The organism is Paenibacillus sp. TSA_86.1, from assembly GCF_052691815.1.
In genome coordinates, this window is sequence record NZ_JBQZGE010000014.1 from 1 (window position 1) to 16,534 (window position 16,534).

The window sequence follows — 16,534 nt, forward strand, 5'->3', positions numbered from 1 at the left end:
TCCAAATCATACAGCCCGAAGGCATGTACCGATTTTTCAGCGTCGATCTTGCAAGCAAGATCGTTACTCACTCGTTGTTCAGTTTTCAAAGATCAAACTTATTCCTCTTCGCCAACCCTGTGTTTCAGCGTCGACTTAAATAATGTATCATATCGTCAAATTTAATGCAAGATCTTTTTTTAACAATAGTTCTAACTACTCTTACACTTTGCGTATACACTTCAATTTCTAGCTTGTGGCAAGCTGAAAATAAAACGCATACATATTGTAACATACCTCTAAATAGGCTTTCAATCATAATCAAAGATATTTTCGTTTATTCAACAACTCCATCGTTTTGAGCACATCATTTCATTCTCTTAATACATACAAAAGTGAAAAGATCAGTTCCTAAGTGTAGCAGAACTGATCTTTTCACAAAAGCTCTTAATAAAACTTCTGTTAATAATTCTTAATGTTGAATCCAGGGGTTACGACGTTTTTTAGCAGGTTTGCGTGAGGTAGATGACGCCGAGTTTTCTCTGGAAGGTTTTCCAGAGACAGAAACCTTGGATTTATTTTTTACAGGTGATTTATTTGTTCTCCGTTTTGTCGTTCCATTTTTAGCCAAAGTTGGTTTCGCCCCAGATTCAGCATCAGCTTCTTCGAATGCCGCCTGACTTAAGTTCGCATTGTCACGCCCTCCCTTTTTCCCACTATTGTCACTATGGACTTGAGAAGGGTACATTTCCCCAAACGCACCAAGCGGAGATGGAGGAACCATATTTTGAGCAGGATACGGATTTTGATAAGCATACTCCATCGGGTGATTCGGCATAACAGATGTGGACATTTCAGGAGGCATACCATTTGAATGACCGTACATGCCCCAAACTGGTTCCTGATAACCATACGTAGGATAAGTATACTGAGGTGCATGTGTATGTGATCCACATCCGCATGGAGGGTACGGAAGCATTGAGTACGGAGACATAAATGGCGGCTGATGATTCATTTGGTTATTTGCAGCTGCAATATTTGGGAAAGGACTGTTCATCTGACCAGCTGGTGAAATTGGAAATGCATTATTCGCCATGTCTGGAGATACATTAGGCAAATTAGGCATGACGTTATTGTGATTATAAGACGGTTCCGCTCCTGTCCACGGGCTGTTAGGCACATCCCCCATACTATAAACACCAACATCCTGAACACCAGGGAACGGAGAGTTATTCGCTACTCCTGCGGTATACATGTTGTTTTGCTGTACCGCGTACACCTCTTGAGCTGGCACCGGGACTTGCATATAAGGATGTTCTATCGGAGCATGAAGCATTTTTTGACCACAACCACAAGGAGCCTTAGTCGCTGGTGCAGTATTCACAGGTGGTTCCATGTTAGGCATTACAGGTAAAGGCATCATCTCAGGTGAAAGATTAGGCAATGGAGACTTATTTGCCTCGTTCACAGGTTGCACTTGAACCTCGGGCTTCATCTCCTCTTTTTTATCCGTCTTCTTCTCGGGTTTCATTTCAGGCATTTCCGGCAATTGCGGCAAAGCCTCCAATTCAGGCATTACATTAGGCTTAACCGGGGCAACAGGCGCTGGAGCTGGTACAGGGACTGGCTTTTCAACTGCCTGAGGTGGGGGAGAGGGTACAGCAGGTGCCGTTTCTTCTTTTACCCCTGTATACTCTTTGCCTTCAGGTGATAATTTTTCTTGCGCTCCAATATTTCCAATGTTGGGATTCGCAGCCTGATTCCCTTGTGTATGCATGGAAGGAATGTAGACGGTCTCCCCTACCAGAAGAGCATTTGGGTTTTTCAATTGCGGATTCGCATTGATCATGTCTTTCAACGGAACACCCCAGGCTTGTGACAACTTCCATAACGAATCGCCTTGTACTACCTTGTGACTGTGCAGTACGCCCTCTGGCTTTGGTGTTACTGGCTGTGCAGGAATTTTGACCTTCATTCCAATGTCCAGTTTGTCGGGATCTGCAATTTGCGGATTAGCCGCAATTAATTTGTCCAGCGCTACATTGTATTTTTGGGATAGCAGATATAATGTGTCGCCTTTTTTCACCATGTGTATTTTCACAGGGAACTAACCTCCTAGACGTCATACTTGGGCAGTACATTCGCCCATACCGTTACTACATCCTATGCAGCAACCGGGCTAATGACATCATTTGAACAAAAAAAATCCTCCCGTCTTCTAAAATCCTACATACACGGGGCATGCTGCATTTTATCGGACAAGGAGAATTCCTGTTATTTATTCAATTCGACATAGCTATTTATTCCCACACCTTGTAACCGTCTTTGTCGACAATCTGGCGGAACGCTTCAAGTAATTTCAATGTAACCGGACCTGCTACACCAGAACCAATCGTTCTGCCATCCACTTCGCACGCCGCAATAACTTCCGCCGCTGTTCCTGTGAAGAATACCTCATCTGCAATATATACATCATGAAGCGTGAAGGGTACTTCTTTTAATTCAATCCCCAGTTCTGCGCACAGATCAATAATCGCTTGACGTGTGATGCCCTCGAGTGCTCCAAGGTAACAAGGAGGGGTATACACCACACCGTTTTTGATAATGAAAATGTTATCGCTCGAACCCTCGGTTACATAGCCTTGGGAGTTCAGCATAATAGCCTCTCCAGCACCCGAAAAGTTCGATTGTAACTTGACAAGGATATTGTTCAGATAGTTGAGGGATTTAATTTTCGGATTCAACGCATCCGGGATGTTACGACGCTGCGATACGGAAACGGCCTTTAATCCAGTAAGATACGCTTCTTCCGGATAGATCGCAAGCTGCTCTACAATAATGATCACGGAAGCTTTAGGGCAACGTGTCGGGTCAAGACCCAGGTTCCCTGGTCCGCGTGAAACGATTAGACGAATATAACCGTTACGCATATCATTGCGGCGTACCGTTTCAGCCATCACTTCAAGCATCTCGTCGTAAGACAGAGGAATGTTCAAACTGATGGATTTTGCCGAATCATACAAACGATCCAAGTGAGCCTTACATCTGAAAATATTGCCGTTGTAAATTCGAATTCCTTCGAAGATCCCATCTCCGTACAAAAATCCATGGTCATACACCGAAACTTTTGCATTCTCCTTGGTTACATACTGACCATCCAAATAGATCCATTGTTCTGCCACGACTAACTGCACCTCCATTAGATATGCATTTCCTGTATTTCCGAAACGTAATAAACTTGTCCATTGTACATCAAAAATAACGAAAAACTCTCTTATATCACACAGAGGCCTGAAGACTTCTTTGCATGATCCGACCACTAACCACTATTCGGTTATTTCCGTGAAGGGTATGTATAACATGGATAACTTCCAAGAACACGTACCTGGCAATTCAAAGCCTCGATTTCGGCCATAGCTGCCGTGAGCAATACGGAATCAACCGTTTCAATCACATCAATGTAAAAATAGTAGCTACCCAAACGTTTCTTCGTTGGACGAGATTCAAGACGGGTCAAGTTCAGCTTTCTCCAGGCAAAAGCTGATAACACTTGATGGAGTGCTCCCGGTGCATCCTCTGGCAATGTCACAAGCAAGCTTGTCTTCACATGATCCGGTTCACGCGGAATACTGACGGGTTCGTGACCAATCAGTACAAACCGGGTGTAGTTATTGTCATGATCCGTTACACGTTCAGCCATGATATCGAGACCATGCTTTTGAGCCGCAAGCTTTGTGCCGATTGCTACCCAGCCTTTACCCGGATTTTTCTTCACAATCTCCACCGCTTCAGCTGTACTGTTCACGCCTTCAAGGTCGGCATCAGGTGAATGCTGTCGAATAAAATTCTGACATTGCGGAATGGCCACAGGATGGGACATAATCTTGGTGATTTTGCCAAAATCATATGTGCCATCGTCCGTGACAAATTCATTCCCATGTCCAATCACATTCTGAATGGAGGGGTACACCCACTCCGCTTGCATCGGGATATCCACTTCGTTAACAAGCCAGTCCATATGCAGGCTAACGGAACCCTCAATTGTATTTTCGATTGGAATCACACTGTACTGTACATTCCCGTTATCAACCGCACGAAAGATGTCAGAAATGAGTTTCGAATGCTGCAAATGGAGTGCTTCTCCATTAAAAAGGAAATCTATTGCCTCGTGTGAGACTGAGCCTTCTGGTAATACTGCAATTCGTTTCATGCGTTAACTTCCCCTTTGACCCTTTCGAAAAAAGGACGTTCATCTTGATCCGGCAATATAAGGGCGCCGTCCAGATCCGGGTCCAGCCATAATGCAGAGGCCGTGATCCCCTCCTGCTTCATAACACCCATTAAGTACTGCTCCAGCTCTGCTTTCCGGGTATCGTGACGATCCACCAGTGTAAGAACTGTTGGCCCAGCCCCGCTCAATGCAGCGCCAAGTGCGCCATGCTCGGTAGCCCGTTCCAGAATCTCCGTCATTCCGGGTACCAGTGATGCACGATACGGCTGATGAATCCGATCCGTCATCGCCTTTTGAATCATATCCAGCCGGCCGCTGGCTAAAGCAGCAACAAGTAATGAAGAACGGCTCACGTTGTGTACAACATCATGCATACCAAACTGCTGTGGAATAACATTCCTTGCTTTGGAAGTAGAGAGCTGGAAGTCTGGTACAATAACCAAAGCCTGCAAATCCTGGTGAGGCTCGATACGAATATAGTCGACACCTTGACCGTCCCAAGCTGCGGTAATGATTCCCCCATATAACGATGCACCGACATTGTCCGGATGTTTCTCCAGTGCTGTGGCCATATCCAGCAGTTTATCCTTGGATAAAGGACTACCAATCAATGCATTCGCACCAGCAAGTGCACCTACAATTGCCGAAGCACTGCTTCCAAGTCCGCGAGTGAGGGGGATATCGGAATACATCGAAATTTCAAGCTCAGGCACAGATACTCCCGCCTCATCAAATACCATCTGTGCGACTTCATAGATCAGATTGGACTTATCCGTAGGCAAACCTGTTAGATGATCCCCATACAGATGAAATGTCGTCTGAGATGCAGGTTTGATCTCCAGCCAGGCATACAAAGACAAAGCCATGCCCAGGGTATCAAACCCTGGACCCAGATTGGCTGTGCTTGCCGGGATTTTTACGGTTACTTTTTCACGCGAGCTCATACAGACTGCTGCTCCAGTTGCGCGATAGCTGCCAAAACCGCTTCTTCTGTATCTTCAACCACCAGCGGCTCCACAGCTGCCGTTTGAATAGCCACATTTGGATCTTTCAGGCCGTTACCTGTCAACACACACACAACCGTTTCTCCGCCTTTGAAGTAGCCCTCACTATGCAATTTGTACACACCAGCCACCGATGCAGCAGAAGCAGGTTCAGCAAATACTCCTTCACGTGCCGCAATCGTGCGATACGCAGTCAAAATTTCTTCATCGGTCACATAGTTAATCTGTCCGCCAGACTCTTCCGCTGCGGCTACTGCTGTTTTCCAGCTGGCAGGGTTACCGATTCGAATGGCTGTAGCTACGGTTTCCGGCTCAAGAATTGGCTCTCCTTTAACGATCGCCATAGCTCCTTCTGCCTCGAATCCAACCATACGTGGCAATGTGCTCGATTTCCCCGCCTCTTTATACTCTTTAAAGCCTTTCCAGTATGCTGAAATATTACCCGCATTACCAACTGGAATAGCCAGAACGTCAGGTGCTTCACCCAATTGCTCAACCACTTCAAAAGCAGCTGTCTTCTGTCCCTCAATCCGGTATGGGTTGACAGAGTTCACAAGTGTAATCGGATGTTTAGCCGTGATCTCACGTACGATCTCAAGCGCCCGGTCAAAGTTACCATTGATCGCAATAACTTTGGCACCGTAAATCATCGCTTGAGCGAGTTTACCCAGTGCAATATTGTTATTCGGAATCAGTACGATACAATTAAGCCCACCACGTGCGGCATATGCAGCTGCTGCAGCGGATGTATTACCTGTGGATGCACACATAATTGTACGACTGCCTTCCTCTAGCGCTTTGGCAACAGCCATGACCATTCCGCGGTCTTTGAAAGAACCTGTAGGATTCAAACCTTCATATTTAAAGTATAAATTCAAACCGAGTTCCTTCGACAAATTCTCTGCGTGAATCAACGGTGTATTACCTTCCTGAAGGGTAAGTTGAGGAGTGTTTTCATTCACTGGAAGGTGCTCTTTGTACGTTTGCAATAATCCTTGATATCTCATTATGGGTAAACTCCTTTAGGTTTAATAATATAGATTCATGAAAATGAACAACTAACCTTCAACGCGGTAAACACTCTTGATCCGGCGAATCACGCTGAGTGATTCGAAATGTCTGAGTACCTTGTCCATGCTTGCCTTACTTGCACGATGCGTAACGATAATGATCTCAGCGTCTGGATTGTGCTCATTAGGCTGTTGAACAACAGAAGCGAGACTGACTTCATACTCCGCAAAAATCTGAGTAATCTGTGCCAGCACCCCTGCTTTGTCATCCACGTGCAGTAATATGAAATTTTTCGAAAAAATCTGCTCATCACGCTGTAGTCTCTTCTGTTTATATGGCACGATTGCCTTTAATCCGTTTACACCCAGCTTGAGATTTTTGATCACAGCCACAATATCAGCAACTACCGAAGTTGCTGTCGGCAATTCTCCTGCACCTGCACCGTAAAACATCGTCTCGCCTACAGCCTCACCGTGCACATATACTGCGTTGAACACTCCGTTCACTGATGCAATCGGATGGTTCTGTCTCACCATCGTTGGTTGCACACTGATCGTAATCTCATCGTCGATGCGATCTGCGATGCCAAGTAGCTTCAACTCATATCCTAGTCTTTTGGCGTACATGATATCCTCACGCGTAACAGAGGAGATCCCTTTAACGGTAACATCCTTCAATTCCACATTGGTTCGGAAACCGAGGGTGCTCAAGATTGCCATTTTACGAGCAGCATCGAGTCCTTCCACATCCGAGGTCGGGTCTGTCTCCGCATATCCTAAAGCCTGCGCTTCCGCCAGCACCTCTTCATAGGATGCACCTTCCTGACTCATTTTCGTCAAAATATAGTTCGTAGTGCCGTTCACGATCCCCATAATTCGGGTAATCCGGTCCGAAGAGAAACCTTCAATTAGCGTGCGAATGATAGGGATACCACCAGCCACGCTAGCCTCATAGAAGACATCACATTGTTTTTCCTGTGCTTTAGCCAAAATCTCTGTGCCGTGCAATGCCATAAGATCTTTGTTCGCTGTTACGATATGTTTCCCGCGTTCCAATGCTTCAAGAATATATTCTTTCGTCTGATCGATACCGCCCATCACTTCGACAATGACATCAATATCCGGGTGACGAATGACATCCCAAGGGTTCTCTGTCAGCTTCGCTCGGTCGATGGGGATAACGCGATCTTTCTCCGTGTTCTTCACGGCGATTTTCTCAATGATAATCGGTGAACCCACCTGACTGCTCAGATCCTCCTGATTCCCTTCCACAATTCGGACAACGCCCGTTCCAACCGTGCCCAGGCCCAACAATCCGACTTTTACCGGTTTCACTAACGACCTACCCCCTATTGTCTAATCCTGTATTCTCACAGTCCGATCAACCTTGACCGACAATCCGTGTGCGCTTTACCCCAGGCATATCTTGCATTCGATCCAGCATTTCTCCAATTTCTCCATGCAGATGTGTCGTTTCCACAGAAATGACAACATTGGCTCTTCCCTGAAGTGGAATGCTTTGATTAATCGTAAGTACATTGGCCCCATAACCTGCAAAATGACCGAGTACACGAGACAGAATACCGGACTGATGCTCCAGGTCAATGGAGATCGTTACGATTCGTTCACGCTCCAACTGATTGATCAGATGAATTCCATCTTTGTACTTGTAAAAGGCACTTCGGCTTAATCCAACCTGCTCGACGGCCTCATGCACTGTCTTGACATCACCGGAAGCAAGCAGCTCTTTTACCTGCATTGTTTTCACCACAGCCTCTGGTAAAATATCTTCCCGTACTAAGTAATAGCGTTCATTCACAGAACGTCCTCTCCTCAAAGACTCATGTATTCATATAGTGGACATTATATAGGATGAATCACAAAAGGGCAATACGTGACACGTCTATTTTTCAAAAACTGTTTCTCACAGTATACAGGCTTATGCCTCTCTCATGTCAGAAAAAACAAAAAAACGCAGAGTCACGGGTGACTTCCCGATTCGCTGCGTTTCTCATTAATTATTTTCCAATCATCCATAGATGATATTCAATGGCTTGTTTCTATGGCTTCGCGGCTTAGTAGTAACTGCTGCTTTCCACGAATTCAAACTCAAAATCTCCGATACGCACAATGGTACCTTCCACAGCACCACGTTTGCGGAGCTCTTCATCCACACCCATGTAACGAAGTGTACGTGCCAGCTTCAGAATAGCCTCGTGTGAGTTCAACTGCATCCGTTTCATCATGCGATCAATCTTGGCGCTTTCCACAATGAACGTATCGTTCTCACGCACAATCCGGAAACCTTCGTCCTCTTTTTTCTCCAAGCTGTATACTTTGCGCTCGGAAAGATCGGACACTTCTTCTACCTCAGGCTCATCCGGAATTTGATCCAGCAGATCAGCCGCTCGGTATAACAGCTCCTGAATGCCTTGTCGGGTCAGCGATGAAATGGGCATCACTTCAATATCCGACTTCACTTCGCGAACCTGCTGCAAAAACTGCTCCAGATTGGCTTCGGAATCCGGCATATCCATTTTGTTCGCCGCTACAACCTGCGGTCTCTCGGCGAGCACCGGATTGTACAGTCTCAACTCATCATTGATCTTCTGCCAGTCTTCGAAAGGATCGCGTCCTTCCGATCCGGACATATCCACAACATGAATGATAACCCGTGTCCGCTCAACGTGCCGCAGGAACTCATGTCCTAATCCGATACCCTCATGTGCCCCTTCAATCAGGCCCGGCAAATCCGCCATCACAAAACTGCGGCCTTCACCCACATCAACGACACCCAGGTTAGGTGTAATGGTTGTAAAGTGATACGCCCCGATTTTCGGTTTAGCAGCAGATACAACAGACAACAACGTAGATTTACCCACACTCGGGAAACCGACCAGACCCACGTCTGCCATTACTTTAAGCTCAAGTACGATATAACGCTCTTCGCCTTCTTCACCATTCTCGGCAAGTTCAGGAGCCGGGTTTCTTGGCGTAGCAAAACGAATGTTCCCGCGGCCCCCACGGCCACCTTTGGCAACAACAACCTGCTGTCCATGACGTGTTAGATCAGCTAACACTTCCCCGCTGTCTTCATCCACAATAGTCGTACCTGGCGGAATGCGAACAATCATATTCTCCGCATTTGCACCATGCTGACTTTTGTTACGCCCCTTCTCCCCGCGCGGGGCTTTAAAGTGACGCTGATAACGAAAGTCCATCAAGGTTCGCAGGCCTTCATCTACCCGGAAAATAATATCGGCACCTCGGCCGCCATCGCCGCCAGCAGGACCACCCTCCGGTACATATTTCTCACGACGGAAAGAGACGATGCCGTCTCCCCCATCTCCAGCTTTTACATAAATCTTCGCTTTATCAACAAACATTGGTTACCCCTTCTTCCTATATTCCACAAGGCATTCTGAATTGTACAAACGTATCCTCAGACGGAAGCTGCTCCGTTCTGACTTTTTTACCTTTGAGTACTGCCGTTAATTGCCGCAGCGCTTCCGGATCAAGAGTTTGATCACCGTCCAGCCTGACGATTACATCTCCATGATCCTGTCCGAAGTTCAAGGTCAGTTTGCGAACCTCTCCCCAAGACGACCGGCCACCGCCATATTGATAGGCCCGAATTGCATCCGCAATCGCCCCCGTAAGCGACTCGCCATCCTCGGGAGAGACCAGAGCACTGAGCTGCAACTCTTCCTCCACCTGCACATGCAATTCCAGCGCGACTCCACTGGCTCGAAAAGACTGCAAATAAAATACGAGAGAAGGAATGCCTAATTTGGATATCCGACTTTCTTCTGTAACCCGCTCTTTTATTCTTTCCACACATTGCAGGGATTTATCAAGTTTGCCCAGCCGAAGATATCCGTATAACACCTGAAGATCGTTCATCCAGTCATGCCGATGATGATTTAATGAAGCTATTGCTGTTCTTTCCATGGATTGTATGATGGTTTTGCGTTCCGCCTCCGCCTGCCTCTTCAGCGCATATACAGAAATGGACATCGCCGCAACGGACCACAATGCGCATACGACGCTCGCGAAGGCCGCCGGATACAGCATAACGAAAACCAAAGGAATCACAAGTGAACATGCCGCAATCCACGGCACTCTTTTCCAGGATTTCATGGCTTCTCCCCGTTCTACAGAACTCGGTTGGTTTAGACCCACCGTAACCCAGTATAACATGTCTTATCTGCCAGTTCATTATCGAATAGTCGTTGAATGCAAAAAAACCTCCGGCAAAAATGCCGAAGGCTCCTTGGGCGGAATGCCGATATTACGCTTCTACTGCAGCTGCTACTGGAGCAACATTTACAGGGTAGATGCTTACTTTTTTGCGATCGCGACCCCAACGTTCGAATTTAACAACGCCGTCGATTTTCGCGAACAAAGTGTCATCTTTACCGATACCCACGTTTGTTCCTGGGTGAATTTTCGTTCCGCGTTGGCGAACGAGAATGCTACCACCAGTTACAGTTTGGCCATCTGCACGTTTAACACCCAGACGTTGTGCATTACTGTCACGTCCGTTCTTCGTGGAACCTACACCTTTTTTCGATGCGAACAACTGAAGATTTAATTTCAACATGATTGGTTTTCCTCCTTCTTCGCTTATTGGTGTTGCTGTATTTGAATATACTTCCCGTATGACTCTGCAATATTAGAGAGCATAACTACCATGGATTCGAGCAACAACTGTACCTGAGAAAAGGTTTCCCCTTTTGTCAGCATCGGTAAAGAACCGCTTAAAAAACCATTCTTCATCTTGGCATCCATTTCGACACCAGTCAATGCCTCAATCGAGTTCACCGTACCTACTGTAACAGCAGATACCCCGGCACATACGATATCTTCTCCACGCTTGGCAAAATTGGCATGCCCTTCAATGGAAAAGCGCTCGATGTTCCCGTCCTCATCACGAAAGATTTGAACGATAATCACTTATCGCACCTTCTTACGCTTTGATTTTTTCGATAGTTACTTTAGTGTACGGTTGACGGTGACCTTGCTTCACATGGTAGTTCTTTTTCGGTTTGTATTTGTATACAACAACCTTTTGACCTTTGCCATGTTTCTCCACTTTAGCCGTTACAGTAGCTCCGGAAACCAATGGTGTACCTGCTGTCAAACCTTGATCGTTAGATACAGCCAGGACACGGTCGAACGTTACGCTTTCGCCGTCGTTCGCATTCAATTTTTCGATGAACAGAACATCGCCCTCTTGGACTTTGTACTGTTTGCCGCCTGTTTCAATAATTGCGTACATTTGCCTTGCACCTCCTCATGTCTCAGACTCGCCCGTTCTCAGGTGACAGTGCCTTGCGGAACTGTGCTTGTACCTGGCCAGTGCGGTTACAGCATGTGCAAGACCAATAGGCTAAACACATACTTGATGATTATATCACGCAGCATAATAAAAATCAATGCAAAGGTAAAATATATCTTTTGCCCGTGCCGTGACAGGAAGAGCAGGGCTCCACGTAAGGCAAAGTGCTCTCTTCCCTCACCTTTTTACGAGTCAGTTCAAGCAACCCCAGCTTGGTCCACCCCAGAACAAAAGCCTTCGTCCGATCCTTCCGCAATTCCTGCTCCAGCGCAGCGGCCACCTCATACCGGTTTGACGCCTCTTCCATATCAATGAAATCCACGATAATCATACCGCCAATATCTCTCAGTCTCATTAACCTTGCAATCTCGACTGCAGCCTGCATGTTGGTTTCGGTTACCGTTTCTTCCAGACTGTCTCCGCCGGCCCCTGTATATTTCCCCGTATTAACATCAACGACCGTCAGCGCTTCGGTATGCTCAATGACGATATAACCGCCTCCAGGTAACCAGACTTTACGGGCAAAATCCTTGTTCAGCTGTTCCTGTACGCCGTATGCATCAAAGATAGATTCCGTTCCCGAGTACACTTGAACTTGAGGCTTGTGCCCTGGACAGATCTCTTCAAGTAACGCCTGGATTACCCGAGCCTGAGCTTCACTATCCGTAATCACTTCGTCACTACCCGGAGTATACACATCTCTGATAACTCTTTGAATCATACTCTGGTCCTGGTGCAACAGGCTTGGAGAAGGCAAACTGTCTGCTTTTTCTTGAATCAGAAGCCACTGAGCACGTAATGTCTCCAGATCGGTCTGAATTGCCTCATACTGTTCTTCAGCAGATACGGTACGAATAATCAGCCCTTCTTCGTCCCGGCATAGCTGCTCTCCCATCACTTTGAGACGTGAGCGATCCCCTTCCCGGGCAATCTTCTTGGAAACAGCCACATAACCCGCTACAGGCATGTAGACAAGCCAGCGGCCCGGAAGTGAGTAGTGCGTGGTCACCCGGGCTCCTTTGCTTCCTACTGGTTCCTTCAGCACTTGTACAATTAATTCCTGACCCGGACGCAGCAGCTCCGAGATGGAAGGTTTTACTTTGGGCTGCTTTTCGAGATGGGGATGAAGCACATCATCCACATACAGAAACGCATTCTTTTTCTGACCAATATCCACAAAAGCAGCCTGCATACCCGGTAGCACATTCACTACGCGCCCCTTGAAAAAGGAACCCAGCAACCCGCGCTCGCGTGTACGCTCTGCCGTGAATTCCACAGCTTTGCCTTCTTCCAGAAGCGCCATTTGCATGAGGTTAGGTTCATTATGTATTATCATTTGTTTCATGGCTTCACCTCTAGAAGACCCTTCAATTCATCCACATCCATTTCATATTATGGCAATACGTATCATACATGTATTACCCCATTTGAGAGCAGATTCATCAGCAGTCATCACAATTGATCTGTATTTTGTTGGAAATAAGACCCAATCACGCGCTGCTCAGGCAAAACTGCCATAATACGTCCCTGTTTGTTCATCACATATACCATGTGATATCTTTCCCTTTTAAATAGACGCAAAATAGTATCCAAAGGTTTCGCCGGAAACGAGATTATTGGCTGGGCCAGACTGCCTGAAGCCGCATGCCGGACGAATACAGCTTCCCGGTTCATCAGAAAACGGATAAATCGATAAGGCACGTTACGATAATCGGTAAAATTGGAGTAAAACAAAAAAAGGCCGATTAACAAAAGGTTTAACGGAAGCCCGTAATCACCCGAAAACCACTGGCTAATCGCAGCCAAAATAACCCCTGCGCTGCACAGGATACTGATGCGATAAGTCCACATGAGTGTGGTATAGTATGGAGCCCACAGGCTGACCATAGCTTGAACAATCTTCCCTCCATCCAGCGGTAGTACAGGCAGCAGATTAAACAGAGCAATAAGCAGGTTCGCCTGAATGATATAATCCAGAAACATCGGATCACCCAACTGAAATTGACGCAATAACAACACGATGCCAACCATTAACACGTTCTGTAGCGGGCCTGCCAAGGCAATAACCATCTCGCGATAAGCTGTGAGCTTCCCCCCATCTTCGATAACAGCCACTCCCCCGAAAGGAAGCATCTGTATGGACAGTACACGACAGCCCAGAAGGGCTGCCGCAGCTGCATGTCCACATTCATGAATAAATACGATGGCAAACAACGTAACCAGTTCAATAAAATGTCCAGTTAGCAGAGAGGTCATCATGATAATGACAAAAAACGGGTGAAGCGAGATCCGCACACCCCACACCCTAATCAAGGGCAACAACTTCCGCAGGGTCCACGTACTCTTCTCCTTCTTTTATCGCAAAATAAAGCGTAGCTGGCTGTTCCGTACTCCCGGCCTTCAAACTTCCCACCGCATTCCCCGCTTCGACCCAATCATTCACCTGCACGTCACTCTCATTCATCCGGCCATATATGGCTGTTACCTTGCCGGCGTGCTGAATAACAACGGTATAACCAGTGGAAGCATCTCCGAGAACCTCGAGTACCCGTCCCGCGCCCGAGCTGACTACTTGCACCAGTCCTCCAGCTGTCGCCGCGTCAGGAACAATCTCAATTCCCTTCATGCTCAACGCAAACGGCTGCACTACTGTTCCCGAGATTGGTTTCCCCAGAAGCGGCCGGATTCCCGATCCGTTCACTACATCGGTGGTGTGTCCAAGCACTGGCAAGAAAGAAGGTGTTCCACCAAAATTCCGTTCATACCATGCCGTAGCCGCGGCAAAGTCCATATCGTTATGAAGCACATCAGCAATGACAGTCTTAGGTGCTACTGTCCACGATGCATTCAGTTGGAACAATCCCCACACGCCTGCAAATATAACGGCACTAACTACTGTGCGCCGTAGCAACGACCGAAACAAATTAAAACCGGAACGCCCTGCAGGGCCAAAATGTCCGTTCTCCTTTTTCCACAGCCATTCCGGATCTCTTTCCGAAGGTTCCTCTACAAAAGTAAACGGCTTTTGCCGGGCCGTTTCAACATGCTCGCTATTTGTGCCGTGATCTTTACTTTCATCTATGCCTTGGTCTATTTTTCTATCTCTTTCTCTGCCTCGATCTCTTTCCCCTTCACTGTCCCAATGAAAAACCGGCTTTTGTTCTTGTAATACTTCATTCACTGCCCCATCCATAAGCCGCCGAATCCGCTCTTCTCTTCTCTGTTTGATTCTCCGTTTTGTATTCATGCCATGTCCTCCCGCTGAGGCTTGTTTACTACATCCTATGAAACAGCCACGGAGAATATGAACAAGCCTACGTACTGAACTGTAAATAAAACTACAGCTGGAACAGAGGAAAAAGAAAAAAGCCGGGCACAATGCCCGGCTGTACGCGTAATATATAATCAACTATGTTTGTTTTGAAGCTTGCTGAATTATATGATTTAACCCATTCCAAAAAATTTCTTGAAACGGGAGAACGCACCCTTTTTCTGCTCCAGCTGCATTAATGGCACGGTGTCTCCCAAAATCCGTCTTGCGATATTGCGATACGCAATAGCTGCAAGTGAATCCGGGTTCATCACTGTAGGTTCGCCCGAATTGGCAGCCTTGATCACAAGTTCATCATCTGGCACGATGCCAATCAGGTCGATGTTAAGTACTTGTAAAATACCATCGATATCCAGCATGTCACCTGATTTCACCATATTGTTGCGAATCCGGTTAACCACCAGCTTCGGTGACTGGATGTGTGAACTCTCGAGCAAACCAATGACCCGATCTGCATCACGCACTGCTGCATTTTCTGGTGTAGTGACCACGATGGCCTGATCTGCTCCTGCTACCGCATTTTTAAATCCCTGCTCAATACCGGCTGGGCAATCAATAATGACATATTCAAAATCTTTTTTAAGTTCCAGGATGATATCTTTCACCTGTTCTGGCGATACAGAGTTTTTGTCTCTCGTCTGCGCTGCAGGCAGCATGTATAATTCTTCGAAACGCTTGTCCTTGACTAAAGCCTGATTTAGACGGCAACGGCCGTCTGCAACATCGCACAGATCGTAAATAATGCGGTTCTCGAGTCCCATCACAACATCCAGATTACGCAGGCCGATATCGGTATCGACCAGACAAACCTTTTTGCCAAGCAGCGCCAGCGCTGTCCCGATGTTTGCCGAGGTGGTCGTTTTACCCACGCCGCCCTTACCCGAAGTGATCACGATCGCCTCTCCCATGAGCTACACTCCTTTAAACACATTAAAATCTCGGCGCAACCGAACGATATTGCTCATTTTGTCGATCTGCATCTGATTGTCCTGTAAATAAGCAAATTCCATTCCGGTTTCACGGCTCTCCCATTCATCCGGAGGCCGGCTGATCACATCTGCAATACGCAGTTGTGTCGGCGCAAACACCGATGCTGCAATGATAGCCTCTTCGTCCCCGCTGATTCCGGCATGAGCCATACCTCTGAGTGAACCCAATATATATATATCCCCAGTACACGTCACCGTGCCGCCTGGATTGATATCTCCAAGAAAAAGGAGATTCCCCTCATGGTGAAGCACCTGACCCGAACGTACCATGCCGCACATCGTCTCGATAGGCGGTGGGCCTTTGACCTCCTGTACAAGTGCAGGTGAGTCAATGGAACGGATTAGCAGATTCCCTTTTTGCTTCAAAATATCCAGAATCTCTTCTTTCTGGCCTTCGGTAACTTCCCGCGCTCCCAGCTTGATATCCACATGAACAATCGGTCCGGTCAAAATGTTTTGATGGCTGTGTTCCAGCTTATAGCGGAGCTCATAGAGCAATTCCTCGAATTCACATTGATCGTCCAACAGGAAAACCAAGCCGTCTCGGATGCCTTTAATCGTTACGTGATTCGATTTTACCGTCATAAGCCTGTCCCTCCCATCTCATAACATTTCGTGCCCCGGCTCCCAAGTTCCTGCTTCTTGCTCC

The 16,534-nt window shown here is 47.0% G+C and carries 17 protein-coding genes and 1 other annotated feature; all 17 genes read right to left on the reverse strand.

The genetic code is table 11. The annotated features are described in order from the left end of the window. Positions 1-451: 451 nt before the first annotated feature. Positions 452-2,080: a LysM peptidoglycan-binding domain-containing protein gene (locus ACUTVW_RS21295; RefSeq protein WP_445647608.1), complete on the reverse strand. Its 1,629-nt coding sequence runs from the start codon at positions 2,078-2,080 to the stop codon at positions 452-454. Positions 2,081-2,279: 199 nt separating this feature from the next. After that, positions 2,280-3,161: a branched-chain-amino-acid transaminase gene (ilvE, locus tag ACUTVW_RS21300; protein WP_445647609.1), complete on the reverse strand. Its 882-nt coding sequence runs from the start codon at positions 3,159-3,161 to the stop codon at positions 2,280-2,282. A 152-nt stretch (positions 3,162-3,313) separates the two neighbouring features. Next, on the reverse strand, positions 3,314-4,189 hold the full coding sequence (gene pheA, locus ACUTVW_RS21305) for a prephenate dehydratase (RefSeq protein WP_445647611.1): 876 nt from the start codon (positions 4,187-4,189) through the stop codon (positions 3,314-3,316). Continuing rightward, positions 4,186-5,154, reverse strand: a complete 969-nt coding sequence (gene thrB / locus ACUTVW_RS21310; protein ID WP_445647612.1) for a homoserine kinase — start codon at positions 5,152-5,154, stop codon at positions 4,186-4,188. Before thrB ends, pheA begins: the two co-directional genes overlap by 4 nt. Further along, positions 5,151-6,221: a threonine synthase gene (thrC, locus tag ACUTVW_RS21315; RefSeq protein ID WP_445647613.1), complete on the reverse strand. Its 1,071-nt coding sequence runs from the start codon at positions 6,219-6,221 to the stop codon at positions 5,151-5,153. Before thrC ends, thrB begins: the two co-directional genes overlap by 4 nt. 51 nt (positions 6,222-6,272) lie before the next feature. Beyond that, positions 6,273-7,559, reverse strand: a complete 1,287-nt coding sequence (locus tag ACUTVW_RS21320; RefSeq protein ID WP_445647614.1) for a homoserine dehydrogenase — start codon at positions 7,557-7,559, stop codon at positions 6,273-6,275. Between the two features lie 46 nt (positions 7,560-7,605). After that, positions 7,606-8,043, reverse strand: coding sequence for an ACT domain-containing protein (locus ACUTVW_RS21325; protein WP_110898886.1), 438 nt, complete (start codon positions 8,041-8,043; stop codon positions 7,606-7,608). Positions 8,044-8,299: 256 nt separating this feature from the next. Next, positions 8,300-9,610 (reverse strand): GTPase ObgE, encoded by a 1,311-nt coding sequence (gene obgE, locus ACUTVW_RS21330; RefSeq protein WP_445647615.1) that lies wholly within the window; start codon positions 9,608-9,610, stop codon positions 8,300-8,302. Positions 9,611-9,626: 16 nt separating this feature from the next. After that, a complete protein-coding gene (locus ACUTVW_RS21335; protein ID WP_445647616.1) occupies positions 9,627-10,364 on the reverse strand; it encodes a Spo0B domain-containing protein in 738 nt (245 codons plus the stop codon). Positions 10,365-10,515: 151 nt separating this feature from the next. Continuing rightward, positions 10,516-10,827 carry a 50S ribosomal protein L27 gene (rpmA, locus tag ACUTVW_RS21340; protein WP_017692622.1) on the reverse strand — a complete coding sequence of 104 codons (312 nt, stop codon included), beginning with the start codon at positions 10,825-10,827 and terminating at the stop codon, positions 10,516-10,518. A gap of 23 nt (positions 10,828-10,850) precedes the next feature. Beyond that, entirely contained in the window at positions 10,851-11,180 is a 330-nt protein-coding gene (locus ACUTVW_RS21345; protein ID WP_445647617.1) for a ribosomal-processing cysteine protease Prp, read from the reverse strand. Positions 11,181-11,193: 13 nt separating this feature from the next. Beyond that, positions 11,194-11,505, reverse strand: coding sequence for a 50S ribosomal protein L21 (rplU, locus tag ACUTVW_RS21350; protein WP_090919085.1), 312 nt, complete (start codon positions 11,503-11,505; stop codon positions 11,194-11,196). Positions 11,506-11,519: 14 nt separating this feature from the next. After that, positions 11,520-11,603: a sequence feature (ribosomal protein L21 leader region), on the reverse strand. 56 nt (positions 11,604-11,659) lie between these two features. After that, the gene (locus ACUTVW_RS21355) at positions 11,660-12,910 is read right to left on the reverse strand and encodes an Rne/Rng family ribonuclease (protein ID WP_445647618.1); all 1,251 of its coding nucleotides are present in this window, start codon (positions 12,908-12,910) and stop codon (positions 11,660-11,662) included. Positions 12,911-13,017: 107 nt separating this feature from the next. After that, complete coding sequence (locus tag ACUTVW_RS21360; RefSeq protein WP_445647619.1) at positions 13,018-13,878, reverse strand: M50 family metallopeptidase; 861 nt, start codon at positions 13,876-13,878, stop codon at positions 13,018-13,020. Next, complete coding sequence (locus ACUTVW_RS21365; RefSeq protein WP_445647620.1) at positions 13,871-14,812, reverse strand: peptidoglycan DD-metalloendopeptidase family protein; 942 nt, start codon at positions 14,810-14,812, stop codon at positions 13,871-13,873. The genes ACUTVW_RS21360 and ACUTVW_RS21365 overlap by 8 nt, the downstream gene beginning before the upstream one ends. Before the next feature lie 197 nt (positions 14,813-15,009). Continuing rightward, positions 15,010-15,804 (reverse strand): septum site-determining protein MinD, encoded by a 795-nt coding sequence (minD, locus tag ACUTVW_RS21370; RefSeq protein WP_024633965.1) that lies wholly within the window; start codon positions 15,802-15,804, stop codon positions 15,010-15,012. A gap of 3 nt (positions 15,805-15,807) precedes the next feature. Continuing rightward, entirely contained in the window at positions 15,808-16,470 is a 663-nt protein-coding gene (gene minC / locus ACUTVW_RS21375) for a septum site-determining protein MinC (RefSeq protein ID WP_445647621.1), read from the reverse strand. Positions 16,471-16,534: the final 64 nt, after the last annotated feature.

Bases quoted from the DNA above. Each gene is read 5' to 3' on its own strand.
- rpmA (WP_017692622.1), bottom strand. From the start codon at position 10,827: ATGTTGAAATTAAATCTTCAGTTGTTCGCATCGAAAAAAGGTGTAGGT.
- thrC (WP_445647613.1), bottom strand. From the start codon at position 6,221: ATGAGATATCAAGGATTATTGCAAACGTACAAAGAGCACCTTCCAGTG.
- thrB (WP_445647612.1), bottom strand. From the start codon at position 5,154: ATGAGCTCGCGTGAAAAAGTAACCGTAAAAATCCCGGCAAGCACAGCC.
- pheA (WP_445647611.1), bottom strand. From the start codon at position 4,189: ATGAAACGAATTGCAGTATTACCAGAAGGCTCAGTCTCACACGAGGCA.
- ACUTVW_RS21365 (WP_445647620.1), bottom strand. From the start codon at position 14,812: ATGAATACAAAACGGAGAATCAAACAGAGAAGAGAAGAGCGGATTCGG.
- minD (WP_024633965.1), bottom strand. From the start codon at position 15,804: ATGGGAGAGGCGATCGTGATCACTTCGGGTAAGGGCGGCGTGGGTAAA.
- ACUTVW_RS21355 (WP_445647618.1), bottom strand. From the start codon at position 12,910: ATGAAACAAATGATAATACATAATGAACCTAACCTCATGCAAATGGCG.
- obgE (WP_445647615.1), bottom strand. From the start codon at position 9,610: ATGTTTGTTGATAAAGCGAAGATTTATGTAAAAGCTGGAGATGGGGGA.
- minC (WP_445647621.1), bottom strand. From the start codon at position 16,470: ATGACGGTAAAATCGAATCACGTAACGATTAAAGGCATCCGAGACGGC.
- rplU (WP_090919085.1), bottom strand. From the start codon at position 11,505: ATGTACGCAATTATTGAAACAGGCGGCAAACAGTACAAAGTCCAAGAG.
- ACUTVW_RS21335 (WP_445647616.1), bottom strand. From the start codon at position 10,364: ATGAAATCCTGGAAAAGAGTGCCGTGGATTGCGGCATGTTCACTTGTG.